The sequence below is a fragment of the Vibrio splendidus genome (assembly GCF_002873455.1).
Taxonomy (GTDB): domain Bacteria; phylum Pseudomonadota; class Gammaproteobacteria; order Enterobacterales; family Vibrionaceae; genus Vibrio; species Vibrio splendidus_J.
Genome location: NZ_MCUN01000007.1, coordinates 244,896 through 262,226 on the forward strand (window position 1 = coordinate 244,896; position 17,331 = coordinate 262,226).

14 protein-coding genes are annotated in these 17,331 nt (G+C 43.3%); 7 read left to right on the forward strand and 7 right to left on the reverse strand.

The features are described 5' to 3' along the window. Positions 1 to 314: 314 nt before the first annotated feature. The 3 genes from BCU75_RS05345 to BCU75_RS05355 all read left to right on the forward strand — a co-directional run bounded on the left by BCU75_RS05345 (position 315) and on the right by BCU75_RS05355 (position 3,618). Positions 315 to 1,928: a methyl-accepting chemotaxis protein gene (locus BCU75_RS05345; RefSeq protein WP_076673676.1), complete on the forward strand. Its 1,614-nt coding sequence runs from the start codon at positions 315 to 317 to the stop codon at positions 1,926 to 1,928. 130 nt (positions 1,929 to 2,058) lie between these two features. Further along, the gene (locus tag BCU75_RS05350; RefSeq protein ID WP_102473153.1) at positions 2,059 to 3,198 is read left to right on the forward strand and encodes a hypothetical protein; all 1,140 of its coding nucleotides are present in this window, start codon (positions 2,059 to 2,061) and stop codon (positions 3,196 to 3,198) included. Between the two features lie 9 nt (positions 3,199 to 3,207). After that, a complete protein-coding gene (locus tag BCU75_RS05355) occupies positions 3,208 to 3,618 on the forward strand; it encodes a phosphate ABC transporter substrate-binding protein (protein WP_102473154.1) in 411 nt (136 codons plus the stop codon). A gap of 106 nt (positions 3,619 to 3,724) precedes the next feature. On the opposite strand, the gene BCU75_RS05360 is transcribed toward BCU75_RS05355, so the two are convergent. After that, positions 3,725 to 5,275, reverse strand: a complete 1,551-nt coding sequence (locus tag BCU75_RS05360) for a DHA2 family efflux MFS transporter permease subunit (protein ID WP_102473155.1) — start codon at positions 5,273 to 5,275, stop codon at positions 3,725 to 3,727. A 3-nt stretch (positions 5,276 to 5,278) separates the two neighbouring features. Continuing rightward, positions 5,279 to 6,343 (reverse strand): HlyD family secretion protein, encoded by a 1,065-nt coding sequence (locus BCU75_RS05365; protein ID WP_102473156.1) that lies wholly within the window; start codon positions 6,341 to 6,343, stop codon positions 5,279 to 5,281. A gap of 130 nt (positions 6,344 to 6,473) precedes the next feature. On the opposite strand from BCU75_RS05365, the gene BCU75_RS05370 reads away from it, so the two are divergent. Then, positions 6,474 to 7,376: a LysR family transcriptional regulator gene (locus BCU75_RS05370; protein WP_102464130.1), complete on the forward strand. Its 903-nt coding sequence runs from the start codon at positions 6,474 to 6,476 to the stop codon at positions 7,374 to 7,376. 81 nt (positions 7,377 to 7,457) lie between these two features. On the opposite strand, the gene BCU75_RS05375 is transcribed toward BCU75_RS05370, so the two are convergent. The 4 genes from BCU75_RS05375 to BCU75_RS05390 form a co-directional block, all read right to left on the reverse strand. After that, positions 7,458 to 9,875 carry a glycoside hydrolase gene (locus tag BCU75_RS05375; RefSeq protein WP_102473157.1) on the reverse strand — a complete coding sequence of 806 codons (2,418 nt, stop codon included), beginning with the start codon at positions 9,873 to 9,875 and terminating at the stop codon, positions 7,458 to 7,460. A 147-nt stretch (positions 9,876 to 10,022) separates the two neighbouring features. Beyond that, positions 10,023 to 10,841, reverse strand: coding sequence for a DUF2861 family protein (locus BCU75_RS05380; protein ID WP_102473158.1), 819 nt, complete (start codon positions 10,839 to 10,841; stop codon positions 10,023 to 10,025). Beyond that, positions 10,841 to 11,488 carry a response regulator transcription factor gene (locus tag BCU75_RS05385; protein WP_102473159.1) on the reverse strand — a complete coding sequence of 216 codons (648 nt, stop codon included), beginning with the start codon at positions 11,486 to 11,488 and terminating at the stop codon, positions 10,841 to 10,843. The genes BCU75_RS05380 and BCU75_RS05385 overlap by 1 nt, the downstream gene beginning before the upstream one ends. Next, positions 11,466 to 12,875 (reverse strand): ATP-binding protein, encoded by a 1,410-nt coding sequence (locus BCU75_RS05390; RefSeq protein ID WP_102473160.1) that lies wholly within the window; start codon positions 12,873 to 12,875, stop codon positions 11,466 to 11,468. Before BCU75_RS05390 ends, BCU75_RS05385 begins: the two co-directional genes overlap by 23 nt. Positions 12,876 to 13,118: 243 nt before the next feature. Between BCU75_RS05390 and BCU75_RS05395 the strand changes: the two genes are divergently transcribed. Then, complete coding sequence (locus tag BCU75_RS05395; RefSeq protein ID WP_102473161.1) at positions 13,119 to 13,652, forward strand: YbhB/YbcL family Raf kinase inhibitor-like protein; 534 nt, start codon at positions 13,119 to 13,121, stop codon at positions 13,650 to 13,652. Positions 13,653 to 13,669: 17 nt separating this feature from the next. Beyond that, positions 13,670 to 14,482: a helix-turn-helix transcriptional regulator gene (locus BCU75_RS05400; RefSeq protein ID WP_102473162.1), complete on the forward strand. Its 813-nt coding sequence runs from the start codon at positions 13,670 to 13,672 to the stop codon at positions 14,480 to 14,482. A gap of 14 nt (positions 14,483 to 14,496) precedes the next feature. On the opposite strand, the gene BCU75_RS05405 is transcribed toward BCU75_RS05400, so the two are convergent. Beyond that, complete coding sequence (locus BCU75_RS05405) at positions 14,497 to 15,690, reverse strand: MFS transporter (protein ID WP_102473163.1); 1,194 nt, start codon at positions 15,688 to 15,690, stop codon at positions 14,497 to 14,499. Positions 15,691 to 15,823: 133 nt separating this feature from the next. Between BCU75_RS05405 and BCU75_RS05410 the strand changes: the two genes are divergently transcribed. Further along, entirely contained in the window at positions 15,824 to 17,155 is a 1,332-nt protein-coding gene (locus BCU75_RS05410) for a D-serine ammonia-lyase (RefSeq protein ID WP_102473164.1), read from the forward strand. Positions 17,156 to 17,331 lie beyond the last annotated feature (176 nt).

Consider the following 17,331-nt stretch of genomic DNA (forward strand, 5'->3'; position numbering starts at 1 on the left):
ATTGTCAAGATGGCATCTTCTTTAATGAGACAACTTTAAGTCATTGTTGTTATGTTATTTATTTGCGTGATAAAGGTTCATTAAATTGAATTTTCTAGCGTACAAGACCTTTGGCTTGGCGATTACTTACATTAGATGTCTCGATGTTAGCGAAAAGAAGAATTAACCGTTCAGATGCATATGATTTACCGTACTTATGTGTTTAATTAAAATTATTTGTGGTGATCATGTTTTATCTGAATTGTGGGTAACTAACCTTAAAAGTATTCTTATAGATAAACGACGGTATATTATTCCGTTTATAAGGATGTTTCATGTTTTCGCTTTCTATAAAAAATAAAGTTCTGGCTTTGTGCCTTTTCTCTTTTGCTGGTTTCAGTAGTATTTTATTTGTGGGCGAGGGGGCCTTAAGTAATAACAATGAACAAGTAAATCGAATAGATAAAGTTCTCTATCCAATCATGGACTCGTCGTCAATGAACAGAGTGTTAATCTCTCAATTGGCCGAACGATTTAATTTAGCAGTCACGTTAGGTGACGAAGAACTACTTCAAATGAATGCTGTTACCTACAAGGAGATAATAGCTAACTTTCAGATGCAGGTAGGTTTAGACCCATCAATAAAATATTCAATCATAGAACTTCAGAAAAATACCACGACATATTTTGAACTAGCACATCGCATTGCTAAGGGCATGATCGATGGAGACCTTGCACTTACTGAGGTTGGTAAACTAGCCAAACAAAATAGCGATATGCTTGAAGTGCTTACCAAAGATATAAATCAGTTCTCAGAAGCTCGAATCTCAGATTTTGAAAACTCAGTCACGGTACTGGAGCAAAATAACCTTCGTTCAAACAAAATAATGACAGTGCTAGGCATCACTGCGTTGATCGCACTGTGTTTGTTTGGATGGTTCGTTGTACATGCTATTCGTAAAGATTTGGCTAATATCAGTGACAAAATGAGAGACATTGCCGAAGGTGAAGGCGACTTAACGGTTCGACTTATACATGAAAAAAATGATGAACTTAAGCCTTTGGTCGATTCGTTCAACTCTTTCGTTTCTCACTTGCAACGCAATGTAACTGAGACCATAGAAAACGTTGTAGAGTTGGACTCTATTTCGCGCTCGTTGGTCAGCACAAGCCAAAATACACGCAAACTATCAAAGAACCAAAATTTGGCAATTGAAGAAGTATCCGAATCTTTACAGCAGTTATTCAGCGCAGCTAAAGATATTGCCCTGAATGCCAACGATGCCTCTTTATCTGCGACAAGTGCTAGTGAGCAAGCTTCTATGGGCGAGTCACAAGTTAAAAGTACGATTCTCGCAGTACAAGAGCTGACAACTGATGTGCGCCAAGCATCTCAAGTTGTTGGGCAATTGGATACTAATACTCAAAGTGCAGGCTCGATCTTGGATTCAATTAGCGCCATTGCCGAACAAACCAATTTACTTGCATTAAACGCAGCTATTGAGGCCGCAAGAGCGGGTGAACAGGGAAGAGGCTTTGCCGTTGTTGCCGATGAAGTTCGCACATTAGCCTCTAGAACACAAAGTTCTACACAAGAGATCCAGTCAGTGCTTTCTCAACTCCAAGAGCAAGCAAAAATGGCTTCGAGAATCATATCTGAAAGTGCAATGAAAGCCGAAAATTGTGTTGAGCAATCTTTAGTCGCTGAAAAGTCTCTTATCCAAATCACTAATGATGTCATGGATATCAGTCAGCGTAATGACAGCATAGCATCGGCAACTGAAGAGCAAGAGCAAACTTCGTCTCGAATCGAAACCTTTGTTACAGATATTCGTGATATGGCTGAAGGTACGACGGACAGTGTTCAGTTAGTTGACTCAGTTGCTCAGGATATTCAAAAAATCACACGAAATTTATCTGAATTAACGGGTCACTTTAAGACTCGTTAACTTCACTCAATTCTTTCCGCTGTTTTCTAAGTGACGTTTTTCTTGATTTTCACCAAGAAGAACAGCGGTAGTTTGCCTCGAATTTGAGGCTAAAAATAATAAAAATGAAAACATAACTGTGGAGTTCGTTATGAAAAAGACACTAATTGCTGCTTTGGTGAGTGTTGCTTGTGGTGCTAATGCCGCAAGTATGGAAGATATTAATATCAGTGGCTTTGGTTCGGTTGGAATCGGTAAAGCTAACAATGATGTTAATTATGCGGGGTACACTAGCGAAAATCTGCAGTGGGAACAAGAGACGCTTGCTGGGCTTCAGTTTGACTTCAATGTGAATGAGAAAGCAAAGTTTGTAACGCAGATTGTTGCGAATAGTCGTTATGACTACGAACCAAAGATCGAGATGGCTTATGCGTCATACGACTTTGACAGTTTTACGGCTCGTGCTGGTAAGCTACGCCTACCGCTGTTTTTCTACTCAGATTACACGGATCTTGGTTACGCTTACCCGATGATTCGTCCTTCTCAAGAGTTGTACGAAAATATCGTTTTAAAAAGCTATACCGGTGCTGATCTATTGATCCCTGTAGAGTTTGAAAACTCAAGCCTATTGATTCAACCCGTTGTTGGTATTGGCACCATTGACGAAGACGATTCTATTGTTGGTGAAGTTAAATTAGACAAATTGATGGGTGTAAGCGCGAACTGGAACGTCAACGATTTCACATTCCGTGGTTCTTACTTTGTTGCTGAATCAAATCCATCTTGTGATTTTAAGACCTCATCTGATCCTTACTGCAAAATGGCTGAGATGCTAGATAGCAAAGACGGGCAATTTATTTCACTTGGTGCGCAATACGACAACGGTGATTTAATCGCCAACATCGAAGGTGCGGATGTGCAGCTAGATGGTGAGTTCTATGACTATCAATCTATTTCTGCTTTAGTTGGCTATAGAGTCAATGAGTTTACTCCTTATTTATCAATCAACTGGGTAGAAACGACTGACAATGAAGAGCGTACTAATATGACAGGCGTTCAGTCTGCTCTTAGAGAGGCTTTAAACTACGAGCGTCTATCTTACTCTGTTGGTTCTCGTTGGGATTTTGCTAAAAATATGTCACTTAAAGTTGATGTTACTTACGTTGACTACAAAGGTACTAGCGGCGGCTTCCAAGAGAATATCGAAACAGTCGGTACATATTTCGCAACAGGCAATTTCTTTGAAGATGACTCAATCTTGTATTCAGCTAAGCTAGACTTCGTATTCTAAGGTATCAGTATGAAAAAATTAGTAACGCTTATGGCAGCAACGCTCATTTCGTTTAATGCTGCTGCAGGTATGGTTGTTATCGGCAATAATGCAGGTGTTGATGCATTAACCAATGCTGATGTGAAAAAATTATTCATGGGTAAATCAAACCAACTGGGTAATGGTAGCAAAGCACAAATTGTAGAGCTTGTTGATGGCGCTGCAGGTCGTATTGCTTTTCATGAAATAGCAACGGGTCGTTCTGAATCTCAACTACAATCGGCTTGGGCTCGACTTGTGTTCACTGGTAAAGCTGAAGCGCCGATCCAAGTTGCTGATTACAGCGCTGTAATCAATCAAGTTGCTTCAAACGCTAATGCGATTGGGTATGTTGATGAAACTGCACTTACTGGCGATGTGAAAGTGTTGCTTAAGTACTAATTTCTAGTTTACAACACAGCTCTAAAAGGCCCGATGACTTGATGGTTATCGGGCTTTCTTGTTTCTATTTAGAGATATCTGAATGGTGAATTAGTTTACTTCTTTGTTAATCGCGCATGTTTAAAATCAATACTGCCGCTAGCGCCAAGAATGCCGTCATCATTAAGAACACATCGTTGTAAGCCATGATGGCAGCGTCACGTTGCATGGTGCCAAGTAAGCTTGCTTGCGCTTGTTGCATCGCAGTTGCAGCATCACTCCCTGATTGAATGAAAAACGCTTGTTGATCTTTGAGTGTTTGCCAACCTAATTGACTAACAGAAGGCAGTGATTCCTTAATATGAGCCAAATGCTCACGTGTTTTGTTGTCGAGTAGCGTAGCGATAATTGCGATGCTGAAAGCACCACCTAGGTTTCGCATTACGTTGGTTAAAGTTGATGCGTCTGGCGTGTCCATTTTGCTGATGTTCTTCATGGCAACCAAAGACAGCGGAACCATAATAAATGGGCTGCCAATAGCGCGTAGAACCATAGACAAAATCAGCTGCTGGCCACCAAAATCTATTGTCATGTGCGTATTCACGTAACAACTGAAACCAAACATCGCGAAACCAAAGGTTACTAAGTACTTGGGTTTAATAATTTGCGTCAACTTGGGCACTATAGGGAATATCAATAGTTGTGGGAAACCCATCCACATCAGCACTTCACCAATTTCCATCGCGTTATATTGTTGAATTTGAGTTAGGTACATTGGCAGCACATAGATAGATCCAAGTAATGCCATCCCTAAAATCAAATAGGCGATACAAGACATAGCAAACTGCCCATCCCGCAATAGCCGTAGGTTAACCAGTGGCTTTTTGTGTTGGAGTTCGTTTATCACGAAGTAAACCAAACTGACCGCGGACACAATACTTAAGCCAATGATAAAACTCGAACTGAACCACTCTTCACGATTACCTTCCTCTAGAACCACTTCTAGACACCCCAAGCCTAGAGCCATGGTTGCGATTCCAAACCAGTCCGCTTTTCTTAACGTACCAAGGTCGAGCTTTTCATCGTCCAAACCATATCGGATCATGGTGATCACGAGCAGAGCGGGCGGAATATTGATGTAGAAAATATAGTGCCACGAGAAGTTCTCAGTCAGCCAACCCCCAAAAGTAGGGCCGATAGACGGAGCAAATGTCGCGGTTACCCCAAACAATGCCATACCCACGGCGCGTTTGTTGACCGGCAATAACTGAATCACCAGCGAGAAAGCAAGCGGGATTAAAGCGCCACCACTGAAGCCTTGCATCGCTCGGAATACGATCATCGAGGTCATATTCCAAGAGAACGAACACAACAAAGATGAAATGGTGAAAATGGCCGTCGTCCACGTGATATAACGGCGTTTACCGAGCGCTTTAGAAAGCCAACCACTGAGTGGGATAGCAATCATCTCTGCGACTAGATAAGACGTAGAGATCCACGAACTTTCATCTAAGGTGGCAGACAGCGCGCCTTGAATATCTTTGAGAGACGAGTTGGTGATCTGAATATCCAAGATCGCCATAAACGCGCCAATCAAACCGCCAAATAGGGCGATCCAATGGCGTCTAGAAACCACTCCATCATCAATAGTGTGGGTGGCAACACCAGCGTTACTCATGATCTAGCCTCGTTTATCGATGGTCGCGACCACAGACAAACCAGGAAGCAGTCGACCTTTCAATTCTTGCTGATCTGGAATAGTAATTTTCACCGGTACACGTTGAACGATTTTAGTAAAGTTACCTGTCGCGTTTTCTGGTGGCAGTAGCGCAAACTTGGCGCCAGTTGCAGGAGAGAAGCTATCTACCACGCCTTCAAGTGGCTGACCCGGAAAGGCATCCAGTTCGACTTCTACGGTTTGGCCTTTGTGAATGCCGCTTAATTGAGTTTCTTTGAAGTTAGCTTCAATCCAGACTTGGTTGTTTGGTACCAAACTCATAAGTGGCGCGCCTGCTTGAATCAGCAAGCCTTCACGAACACTGCGCTTACCTATAACGCCATCTGTTGGCGCGTATACTTTGGTGTAATCAAGGTTGAGCTGCGCCTGTTCTCTTTGTGCTTGAGCCTCGGTAACCGATGCCTTTGCTTGTTCGATTTCGCTCGCAATCACGATTAACTGATCATTACTTGCGACTAGATTCGCTTTCGCTTCTTCTAACTCTGCTTGGGTGACTTTTTGTTGTGCAACCATGCTGTCAACTTCGTCTTGAGACGCGTAGTTACGCTTTAACAAGCTACGAGAACGCACGACTTGCTGATTTGCACGCTCATATTCAGCTTGTGCGGAATCAACACGACTTTCAGCTTGGTTTATTTGGCTACGTTGTAACGTTTGCTGAGCGACAAGATTGTGTACGCTTGATTGAACGACGCTTAAATGCGCATGAGCCTGAGCAAGTGCAGATTGGTAATCACGATCGTCGATTTGAACCAACAAATCACCTTGTTTAACCGATTGGTTATCACTCACGTAAGACTTAACAATATAACCCGACACCTTAGGGCTAATATTGGTGATGTCGCCTTGTAGGTAGGCGTTATCTGTAGACTCAAAGTACTGGCCATAGCCATACCAATATCCAGCGCCTGCTAACCCTAATGACAACATGATCGCAGTAGCAATAAGCGGTGCTTTTTTACGTTTTTTTGTGCTTACTGGTCGCGAAGCGTTATTGTTCTCTGTCATTTTTCAATTCTCAGTTTTCTTTAATACTTATATGTAACCAATTGTAAATGATTCGCATTGATTGATAAGATAGGAAAAAATGGAAACACTGTTGCAAAAATCTAACTAATAGAGAATTTGGGAAGGCTGTATGGACTTAAATGCTGTGGCTGTTTTTACACAAGTGGTTGATTGTGGGAGTTTTACGCAAGCGTCTGAAGCTCTTAACATGACTAAATCAACGGTTAGTCGAAAGCTGGCAGAGCTTGAGCAGCATTTAGGTGTTAGGTTGATCACGCGTTCGACTCGTAGTTTGGTGTTGACTCCGGAAGGTGAACGCTTTTATCAATCTAGCCTACAAATGCATGAGATCATGAATCAAGCTGAACTTGAAGTGTCGGCAAGCCAAGACCTGATCCGCGGCCCGTTAAAACTGGTGCTCCCGGTGGAGTTAGGCCATCAAGTACTCGCTAAATACATTCATAGCTTTCTGCTAGAACATCCAAATGTGACGATGAACTTAGAACTTACCAATCGAGAAGTCGACATCATTGCTGAGGGTATTGATCTTTATGCGCAAATTGGTGAGTTGGTCGACTCAAGCTTGATTTCCCGTTATTTAACGACCTCTGAACGTGTATTGGTCGCTAGCCCTAAGTATTTAGAGGAATACGGAGAAATAGAAACGCCAAAAGATCTTAAAACACCATTTCGAATGATTGAGGTTGTGAACAAAGCGGCACGAATGCCCAAATGGAAGTTGCAACTCGATGATGGAACGTCAGAATTAATTGAGCTTCCTAGTCAACTGAAAGTCAATACTATCACGGCATGTCTTACCGCGTGTGTTGATGGGTTAGGGCTTGCAGTATTACCTGAGTTCATTTGTAGAGAGCATTTCAAAACAGGTAAATTAGTACACTTATTGCCTGAATATGACATGCCCCAAGTCTCTGTAAGTTTGGTGTATGCCGACAGGCAATTGATGCCAAAGCGCAAGAAAGTCTTTATTGATTACCTGTTAACGGCCTTTCAAAATGAGAAGCATAGATAGCTTTCTATATAATCAATCTCAAAATATGATTCAGTTCTTTAGTATCGGAATAGAAAGCTAACGAACTGAATAAGAGGAGCGTTAGTAATTAAGTTCTGGTTTCCACTCTATGATTTTTCCGTTGCTTAAGAGGGCTTTAATAGAGTCAGGCGCGACATCAATACCATTTTGATCGAACACTTCATCTGAGAAATTTGCGATGATTTTACTCCCGTCACTGAACTCAGTTTGTTGAACATTTCCGTTTTTGTCTAACCAGAAGAAATCGACTAACCGCTTATCCCATAACTGCTCGTGCATCGGTTCAAAACCATCTTGATAGTGGCTTAGTGATTTGACCCTTGGGCTTGAACTTGATGAAGCTTCATCTCTGGTCAAGTGAACCATCGGTGGTGTGTTGTACAGCATCGCGATTAAATCTCTATTTGCTTGTACATTGGTGAATTTAAGACTGTCTGAATGCCAATGGTGCGTATTGATCACTTCATCATGGAAAATGGCTTGATAAAGCGGGATTCGATATTGAGGCGAAAACAGTAGCGACTTGTAGGGCTCTTTAACCTCGGCGGGCTTAAAGAAGAAGTCAGGCTTGTGGTCTGGATACCAACGACCTAAATAATAAGGTGACTGACGGTTCTCTTTCATGTCTTTGTCTGTCCAGCCAAAACCAACCGTTTCTAAGCCGTGTGCAAACGCGATGCCTTTTGTCGTCAGGCTGTTGCCATCTTCAGATCCTAATACTAACGATGGTTGTTCGCTTAACCACTGCATTCGGTTATTGAAGGCTGAAAGCATGGCCGATTCGTTTGTATTGCCATTTGTGTGGCTGTAGCCGTTGTTATCGCTATGACCCTCTAGAGAGCCGCGGTAATCCTCACGTGCCATGGCGGTTGCATCAACATCTAAGAACAAGCTGTTGAAGTTGCCGAATTTCATAATGTCTTGAGCGCGCTGTTTTACGTAATCTAAATGGCAATTCGGATTGAGATAGAATCCGTTACCTCGAAACCCTTTTTTTAGGCTGCCATCTGCTAATTCAATGGCACAACTTTGACGCATCGGCTCTGGTAATTGAGCGGTTAACCAGTTGTCGTTTAATTTCGCAGGAATGGCTGTGTTGTAAGAATCGTAGGTACCAACCAGATATCCGGATTGTTTTGCCAGACTAACGGCGTTAGGTTGATAGAATGCTGGCATCCAATTATCGAATCCGAGCCAAAGTTTGTTTAAGCCTGCCTTATTTAGATTGGCGACCATGTCTAAAGACAACGCTTGTCCCCAAGTGTCTGGCGAGTTTAGGTATGGGGAGGCGTGTTCAGTCAACCAGTTTTTCTTATTCTGCGCGGCCTCGTATTGAGCTTTAATCGAGTTGTTTTCGAGTGTCGGATTACCAATCGGAAATAAGACCTGCAACGATTGGCTAATAGAGTCTAACAATAACTGTTTGTGGTACTGACTGAACCAATCTTTGCCCTTGGAGAGTGATGAAAGCTCTCTTTTTGCTTCCTTGGAAACGTTGAGCTTAGAGCCCACTAGATACCAGGTTTTCAATCCCCACCAGTTACTCACATCTTGGACGCTTAATGGATCTTTGCCAAACAGATAAACGTGGCTCGCGCCGATTAACTTACTCACATCTGGATTGCGCTTTTGCTTTGCTGCAAGTGTTTCAGACTGGTCATCATCGATGCGCCAATTTCGGTATTGCTTGGCACCATCTAACCATGAGTCTCCGAGGGTGATACGAATAATAAAAGGTTGTGATTGATTCAGTATCGTAAATTGGTGTGATGCTTTCATATCAATTTTGGTGTTTGTTTTAGAGGAGGTATCAGGGGACGCATTTGAAAAAAGCAGTTGATTATTGGTTGCATTAATCATCTGATAGCTAATGAAGTGGTCGTTCTGTTGTACTGTCCAAAAAGGCATCTTTAGGTCTTGAGTGGTGTTGCTTCCAGAATGGTTACCGACGAGATAACTACCCCAAAGCTTGCTATTTGTAGGTACACGCATGCCTTCGCTAAAAGGAAGAAATAGGGTCTGAGTTTGTTGTTCTGCAAGATCAAACCACGCCAACTCTACGGGCTGGTTACGTTTCACCTGTATATTTGAAGGCAAGCTGAACTGAAAAGTGAGTTGATCTTGATTTAGTTCTGCCTCAACGTTTATCCCACTAGGTACTAAGGTCCAAGTTGCGGTCTTTGCTGAGTTAGTTTTATTCGAAAGACCAATGACTAGATTGGTCACTTTCTGTGGTTGGCTATCAACGGTGAGAACGCCGCTGTTAACGCTTAAGCCGTTCCAATCTATCTCTAAAGTATTCGATGAAATAGAGACTGTATTGTTAGTGGTGGTGTTAGTGCTGTCGTTAATTCTGTTTTCGCTAATACTGGTGAGTGTTATTTGGCTCGCTTGTGCGTTGGATGAAAACAGACAAGCTGTTGTTAAAGCTACAATGGCGTAAGTAGAAAGGTTAAGTGGGTGACGTACGCTGAGCATATCTAGATTCCGTAAAGGGTAAGTACGGTCATTACACCTAAGCAGCGTTAGTGCTATGTCACCTATATGTCTCTATTTTCGGCATTGCGTAGCTATTTTTATATTAGAAGCTTTCTAACTTTCTAAAATTCTGCTGTAAGCATTCTATTAGAAAGGCACCGCGACACGCTGCACATATTGGACTTCAATTGCACCTTGGTACTCAAACATTTCAACCGAAGCACTCAAATGCTTGGCTTGGGTTCCAAGTGGAGTTTCTGTGGGAACGGGTGCTTGCGCTGTCTTGATTGGCACTTTGTAACCCAACAGGTTGTAGTTTTCATCAAACCATTGCCAACTCACATTAGCATCAGGGCAGTTGTCGATTACCTTTGGTGGCGTTATGATAATATGCGGATCATTAAGTTTGTTCTCTAGCGATAACCATCGCTTGCTGTCATCCAAAGCCGCCACAATAGGGTAGTGGTTTGATCCTATTGTTAACTGATAAACACCAGATTCGGGTTTGATAAACATTTCACTTGTCTCAACCTCTTTATACCCATTGTTAGAAGCGAGTTGTCCATCGATATGGACTTTCCCTTTAGGGGAGATCAAAGTGATAGGTTGTGTCTGGCTTTCTAAGCCCTCGCTGAGTTGTTCCGCAGAGACTTTGATTTGATAACCTTGCGATGACAGGCCGTAGCGTCGAATGAAGCTAACTTGAATGTGATGTTTCGTCTCGGTGTGTTGTTTTAGTGAAGTTCCGCATTGAGTTTGGCTCAGTATCTCTTGTTTAACTGGCAGCCAAAGATCGCTATCAAGTGTTTGTTGATTGAGTGCTATTTGGAGCTCTTGCCAGGCTAGTCGAGGTTGGTCACTAAGTAGTGATTGATAGGTGTGCTTCAATGGCGTGTTGGTAAACCAAGCTGCATGACACGTAAACGGCAAAGTGAAGACCAATACGATTAATGAAGTGACTTTCATTATGATTCCCCAGCCAAGCGGTAACCAACGCCGCGATGTGTTTCAATATTTAGTGTCGGCAACTTCTGGCGCAAACGCAGTATGTGGTTATCCACGGTTCGAGTACTTGGAAAGGCTTGATAACCCCAAATTTTATTCAACAACTCATCTCGGTGAAACACACGCCCTTGATTCTGAACAAATAACACCAGTAACTGAAACTCTTTAGGTTTTAACGTGATAGGGCTTTCATCCAAATAAGCGATGCGTTCAGACAAGCGGACTTCAATGTTGGCGTAATTTAGTTGGCTCGTACCTAACGGACGAAGTTGGGTAATGATACGAGCAAGCAACTCTTCGTTAGAAAAAGGCTTAGTGACGTAATCTTTGGCACCCGCCATTAATCCTTCTACGCGTTGCTGAACTTCCACTTTAGCCGTTAACACTATCACTGGTATGGCTTTGAGCAGTAACCAATTCGGCAGATGTCGTAAGCTGTCACCATCTTCGAGCTGTCGATCCAGTATCACTAGATCGGCTCGAAACCATTGCTTACTGGCACTCTCTGAATCCGTCGTCCAAAGGCATTGGTAACCGTTGGACTCAAAGAAGCTGACGAGGCCTTGTCCAAGCAGTTGGTCGTCTTCAATCAGCAATAGGGTGTTCATAAGCAATTTCCAAAATACATCGGGTTGGGTTACGGAGAATAATGAGACGGCCATCTGCTTGTTTCATCAAGTGTTTGACAATAGTAAGGCCAATACCCATGTTGTCTTGTCTATGATTGGTATTCGGTGTTGATCGAGATACAAACCTTTGCAGAAAAGAAGGGAAATGACCTTTGTCTTGCACCTCAATTCTCAGTTTATCAGCGAGCTCTACCTTGACCAAAACCTCACCTTTACCGTGCTGTTTGGCGTTCTTAATCAAGTTATCCAGGCAGATGGTTAGCCAGTAATACGGTAGGTTAAGTTCGGCATCACTTGATTCGCATTGATACTTGATACTGTGCTTTTCACATACATGATCGAGCCACTCTTCTAAGGATGCGTTTTGCTTTAACACAGGCTCTGACTGATCCGCACTTAGGTACACTTTACTGTTCTCGGTGAGCTGAGAGAGCCTTTGATAGTCGGATATTAAACGCCAAACTGCACTTTGAGTTTCATCAGAAAAGTCGTCGTAGCGATTTCTAAACATCTCGACGGTTAGACCTAGGCTCGTAATTGGTGTGCGCAGTTCATGAGTAAGAAGCTGTAAAACGAACTGTCTCTCTTTTCGTTGTTTTGTTCTTAGGTATAAGACTCGACCTAATCCCGAAAGCAATATTAGGAGTAATGAAAAAATCACAATCTTCATGATCAGGTTGTCATTGTTAGGCTCACTTATACACATATTACTGTAACGAAAAGAACAGTTTTCACCCGTCAAGGATACTTGTTGCTGCTTCGCAATAGGTAGCCAAACATCTAAGGGAATGGCTTTCCAACCTTGTTCGCCACTTAGCCAAAGCACATCGTCTTGTTTCCAAGCGCGATATCCATTGAGCAGTGCTTCTTTGCCTTGTGCGCTTAGGGCTTCTAGCTTGTTAAATAAAGGGTGCTGAGGGTTGGAAATACTCAAAAATGGGCGTATCTGCTCGCTTACGTCTGGGTAAGCTGTCAGATAACGATCAGCAAAACTTCCGCCTGCAGGATGTCGTTTAGAGTGTGCTGCAAACCAAATTGAATCCAATGATTGTTGCTGACATAAAGCGAGCTCGAACTCGATGGCGTCATGTAATGAAGGGTTATTGCTTTCAATTGCTCGGCAGTGATCTTGTATTGACGCTAACGCTGCGATGTCGTCCCAACTGAATTGGTTGAAATCAGGATAGCGGCTACGTTCATGAAGCAGAACTCTCGGATACTGAGTCAACTCTTGTTGAGATACTAGGATTGGGGATGATTGCCAGCTCAGTTGATACAGGGTTTGCCACTTGTCTTGCAAACTTTGGGCATTGGCTAGAGTGGGGAGCCAAAAGGTCAAGCAAAGGGCTAATGTAAACCTGCGCATCCAATCATTCTCGTTAAAAGTCTTGGGGCGAGTCTAAAGAGTTTTAGGCGCGATTTGTAACCTGAATGTCAACAAGTGTTCCTTTAATAACAAATTGTCGAGTGGATCATGCTTTTAAATAATAAAGTATAAATACAGTAAGTATCATTTGTTTGAGATAAATTAGATAATTGTGTACTTATTGTCATTATTGAGCAGGTGGAGGGGACTATACTGGGCTCATACCTAATCAGAGGAACCACCATGAAAACACTCATCAAATCAGTATTGGCACTTAGTACCTTAACAGTGGGCTCGGCTCAGGCATTCGAATTAACGAGTAATGATATTCAAGAAGGTCACCCAATGGCGAAGATGTTTGAATATTCAAGTTGGGGCTGTGATGGCGAAAACTTGTCACCGCAGTTGATGTGGAAAGATGCTCCAGCAGGAACCAAAAGCTTTGCAATTACGGCTTACGATCCAGATGCACCAACTGAAAGTGGTTTCTGGCATTGGGTGGCGTTTGATATTCCAGCAGCAGTGAGCGAGCTACCTCGTGGTGTCGACATCTCTAAAGTGGGTGGCAAAGAGGGCCGTATAGATTATGGAACGGTAGGTTTCGGTGGCGCTTGCCCTCCAGAAAAAGATGGTATGCACCGTTATCAATTCACGGTTTGGGCATTGCCAACGGATAAGCTCAACCTAGACGAAAACACGCCGTCGGCTGTGGTTGGATTCACGTTGAACAGCATGGCTTTAGACAAAGCGAAACTGACTACAACTTACACACGCTAATAAAACAAGGGGATGAGGTGAGTCATCAATATCAAGTAACGATCTTTCGTGCAGAGCAGTTACAAAAACTGCGTAATGTGAGGATTCTATCTCCTAGTATTATTCAGATCATTACAGGCAGTAAGCGCCTGTTTTGGAAAGATTCAGCGGAAGAACTTTCACATTCTGAACTGTTGTTGTGTGAGGCATCAGCGTCATTAAGTTTTGAGAATATGCCCCACAAAGGACGTTTCTTGTCGCGAGTATTCAGCTTTCAATTCCAACCTTCTCAAGGGATGCTTGATTTAAGTGAGGAACGCTCGAATGATCTGGGGCTGCCTACAGTACAAGCGGACCGAAGCTTACAAGACTCACTCAACGCGCTGTTTTCGTTTGATACACAGAGCATGAGCAAAGAGACCCAACAGTTTTGGTTGCAGGGCTTATACCAACACTTAGCTGAAAAAGGTGTGTTGCATCGATTGTTTGCCAGTGCCAACGTCTCGTTTAGCCAAAAGCTCAGCCATTACCTTTCACATTCACCTGATGAGAAGCATCCACTAGAGTCGGTGGCGGAACGCTTTGCGATGAGCCGTGCCACGCTTATCCGTAAATTGAAACTTGAAGGTATGCAATATCGTGAGGTGTTGGCTGAAGTTCGGTTGAGTCATGCACTTTATCTGATGCAAAACGGACAGCAGAATGTGGCGATGTTGGCTCAGTCTTGCGGTTATCAATCGGAAGGGCGTTTTAGCCAGCGCTTTAAAGGGAAGTTTGGTTTGTCGCCAAGTGAATACATCAAAACCGTCGTCAGCAATACAGTCGCGAGTAATAAAGTCGCGACGCCATGACCATTCTGTTTGTCCTAAACGCTCACTTTTTTGTCTCGTGCTGCCAATGCCGCGAAAATCGTGCACGCAAATGCAACAGATGCGATCAGCAGAATGGGAACGCTCCAAGAATCGGTTTGAGCATGAAGCTTACCCACCAGCGTTGGGCCTGTTGCCGCTAAAGCATAACCAATTCCTTGCGCCATACCCGACAGAGATGCAGCTTGGCTGCTATTCGATGTGCGCAAGCCAACAAAAGAGAGCGCGATAATAAACGTAGAGCAGTTGGCTAATCCAAATAGTCCCACCCAAAAGATCGCAAACTCAGGCAAATACAGCAGCCCAATTAATCCAATAAATACACTCGAAGTACAAAGCGTAATGAGCCATTGTTGGTTATCGCTTTTACCTAAGAACGGCAGTAACAGTAACCCTGGGACCATGGTCGAAAATTGTAGAAATCCATAAATATAGCCCGCATCGATTTCGCTGTAGCCAAGGTCGTTCAAGATCTGTGGAAGCCAGCCTGCCAAAGAATAGAAGGTAAATGAGTTAAACCCAAGCGCTAGTGTCACTTGCCATGCAACGCCACTCTTGATCATCTTCTTCATCGGAATAGGCGTTTCTTGATGCTTGTTATTGGTCGATGAAGAAGAGCGTTTTCTGATTTTAGGCAACCAAATCATCAAAGCTAATATTGGGAATATTAGGTTCATTAACAGTGCTAATTGCCACCCCGTGACCGTGAATAAGGTTAGATTTGAAAACGGCACCATCAAACTTGAGCCTAACGTCGAACCGATACCCATCGTAAAGATGTACAAAGAAGTGACTGTCGCAATACGAGTAGGGAAGCTAATTTTCACTACTACGGGCAACAACACATTACCAATTGCGATACCAAGTCCAATCATTACTGTGCCGATGTATAACGTCGGAATTGCTCCAAAAGAGCGTAGTGTAATACCCGAAGTGATCAAAACTAAGCCTAAGAGCAGGCTAGGTTCTAGACCAATTCGTTGAGATATCTTGGTGACTAATGGTGAAAATAAGGCAAAAGTTAACAGTGGCAAAGCTGTTAAGAATCCAGCAGCCGACGACGTAAGGTTGAGGCCTTCCATAACCTGAGAAAGCACAGGAGCCAAGCTCGTAAAAGGCCCACGAAGGTTAAGGGCTAGGAATAGAATCCCTAACATGACGAAAATGCTATTACGAAGAGAGGCGCTCATAGGTTGTTCTACTGTTTGCTTATGAGAAGAAAAGCTAGCCTACAGGTCATTGAATGATTACACAAATACCGTTTAAATAGGTTTACTAATGACTGAACCAGCGTCGCGCGCGCTTTACCAAAAAAGGTAATCCATGACCATATTGAATATCCATAAACTCATCTCAGATTTCCCATTACTTCAACAATTGATTGCACTGGAAGAGGTGGTTTGGTTTAACCCAAATGTGACGACTCTGGAGCGCGGTTTGCCTTATGTGGGATTGGGTGAACAAGATATTCATGATGCGAGTTTGAGGTTACAAAGGTTTGCCCCTTATCTGGCGAAGGCATTTCCTGAAACTCAAGTGACCAATGGCATCATCGAGTCTGAGCTTATTGATATCCCTGCAATGAAGTTAGCATTAGAAGCTCATTATCAGCAGCCAATAAAAGGGCGTTTGATGATGAAGAAAGACAGCCATTTATTGATTTCGGGTTCAATTAAAGCGCGTGGCGGTATCTATGAAGTATTAACGCATGCCGAACAACTTGCTATTAAAGCGGGCTTGCTCAGAGAAAATGATGATTACAGTAAACTGCTTGAACCTGAGTTTCGTGACTTCTTCCAACAATACAGCATTGCGGTAGGATCCACGGGTAACTTAGGCATGTCGATTGGCATAATGAGTGCCAAGCTAGGTTTTACAGTGTCCGTTCATATGTCGGCAGACGCGAGAGCTTGGAAGAAAAGTAAACTGCGAGAGCATGGTGTTAACGTGGTTGAGTATCAACAAGACTATGGCGTTGCAGTTGAACAAGGACGTAAAGAAGCGGAACAAGACCCGCACTGTTTCTTTATTGATGACGAAAACTCGCAAACCCTGTTTCTTGGCTATTCGGTGGCAGGACAACGGCTAAAGCAGCAATTTGAACAGCAACAAATAATTGTCGATGAACAGCATCCTTTGTTTGTTTACTTGCCGTGTGGCGTCGGTGGTGGCCCCGGTGGTGTCGCATTTGGCTTGAAGATGGCTTTTGGTGATCACGTGCACTGTATTTTTGCTGAGCCGACCCATTCGCCTTGTATGTTGCTCGGTGTTCACTCGGGTTTGCATGATGAGATTGCAGTGCAAGATCTGGGTATCGATAACCTCACCGCCGCAGACGGTTTGGCGGTGGGTCGGGCGTCAGGTTTTGTGGGTCGCGCGATGGAGCGCTTGCTTGATGGTTATTACACATTAACCGATGAACGCATGTATCAATTGCTAGGTGAACTGAACCAAGCTGAGGGTATTCAACTTGAGCCTTCAGCATTAGCGGGTATGCCAGGTGCGGTTCATGTTGAGCAAAATAGCGAATACCTTACTCGTCTACAAATTGATGAGTCGACGCTAGCGAATGCAACGCATCTTGTGTGGGCGACTGGCGGAGGCATGGTGCCGAAAGAAGAAATGGCCGCTTACTTGGAAAAATCGTCGGTTTAGCCCCAAAGCGTTTGTAAGCTGGTTGTTTGTAAACTAGGTACTTATAAGCTGGGTGCTCATAACTATAAGCTGTTATAAATATCAGCGGTTAAAAGATAAGTCATGATAGAAGAGTGTTGTTTATCGGTTGAACGCACTCTTTCTCACCTCTATATCCCAGCGTAATTCAAACAATA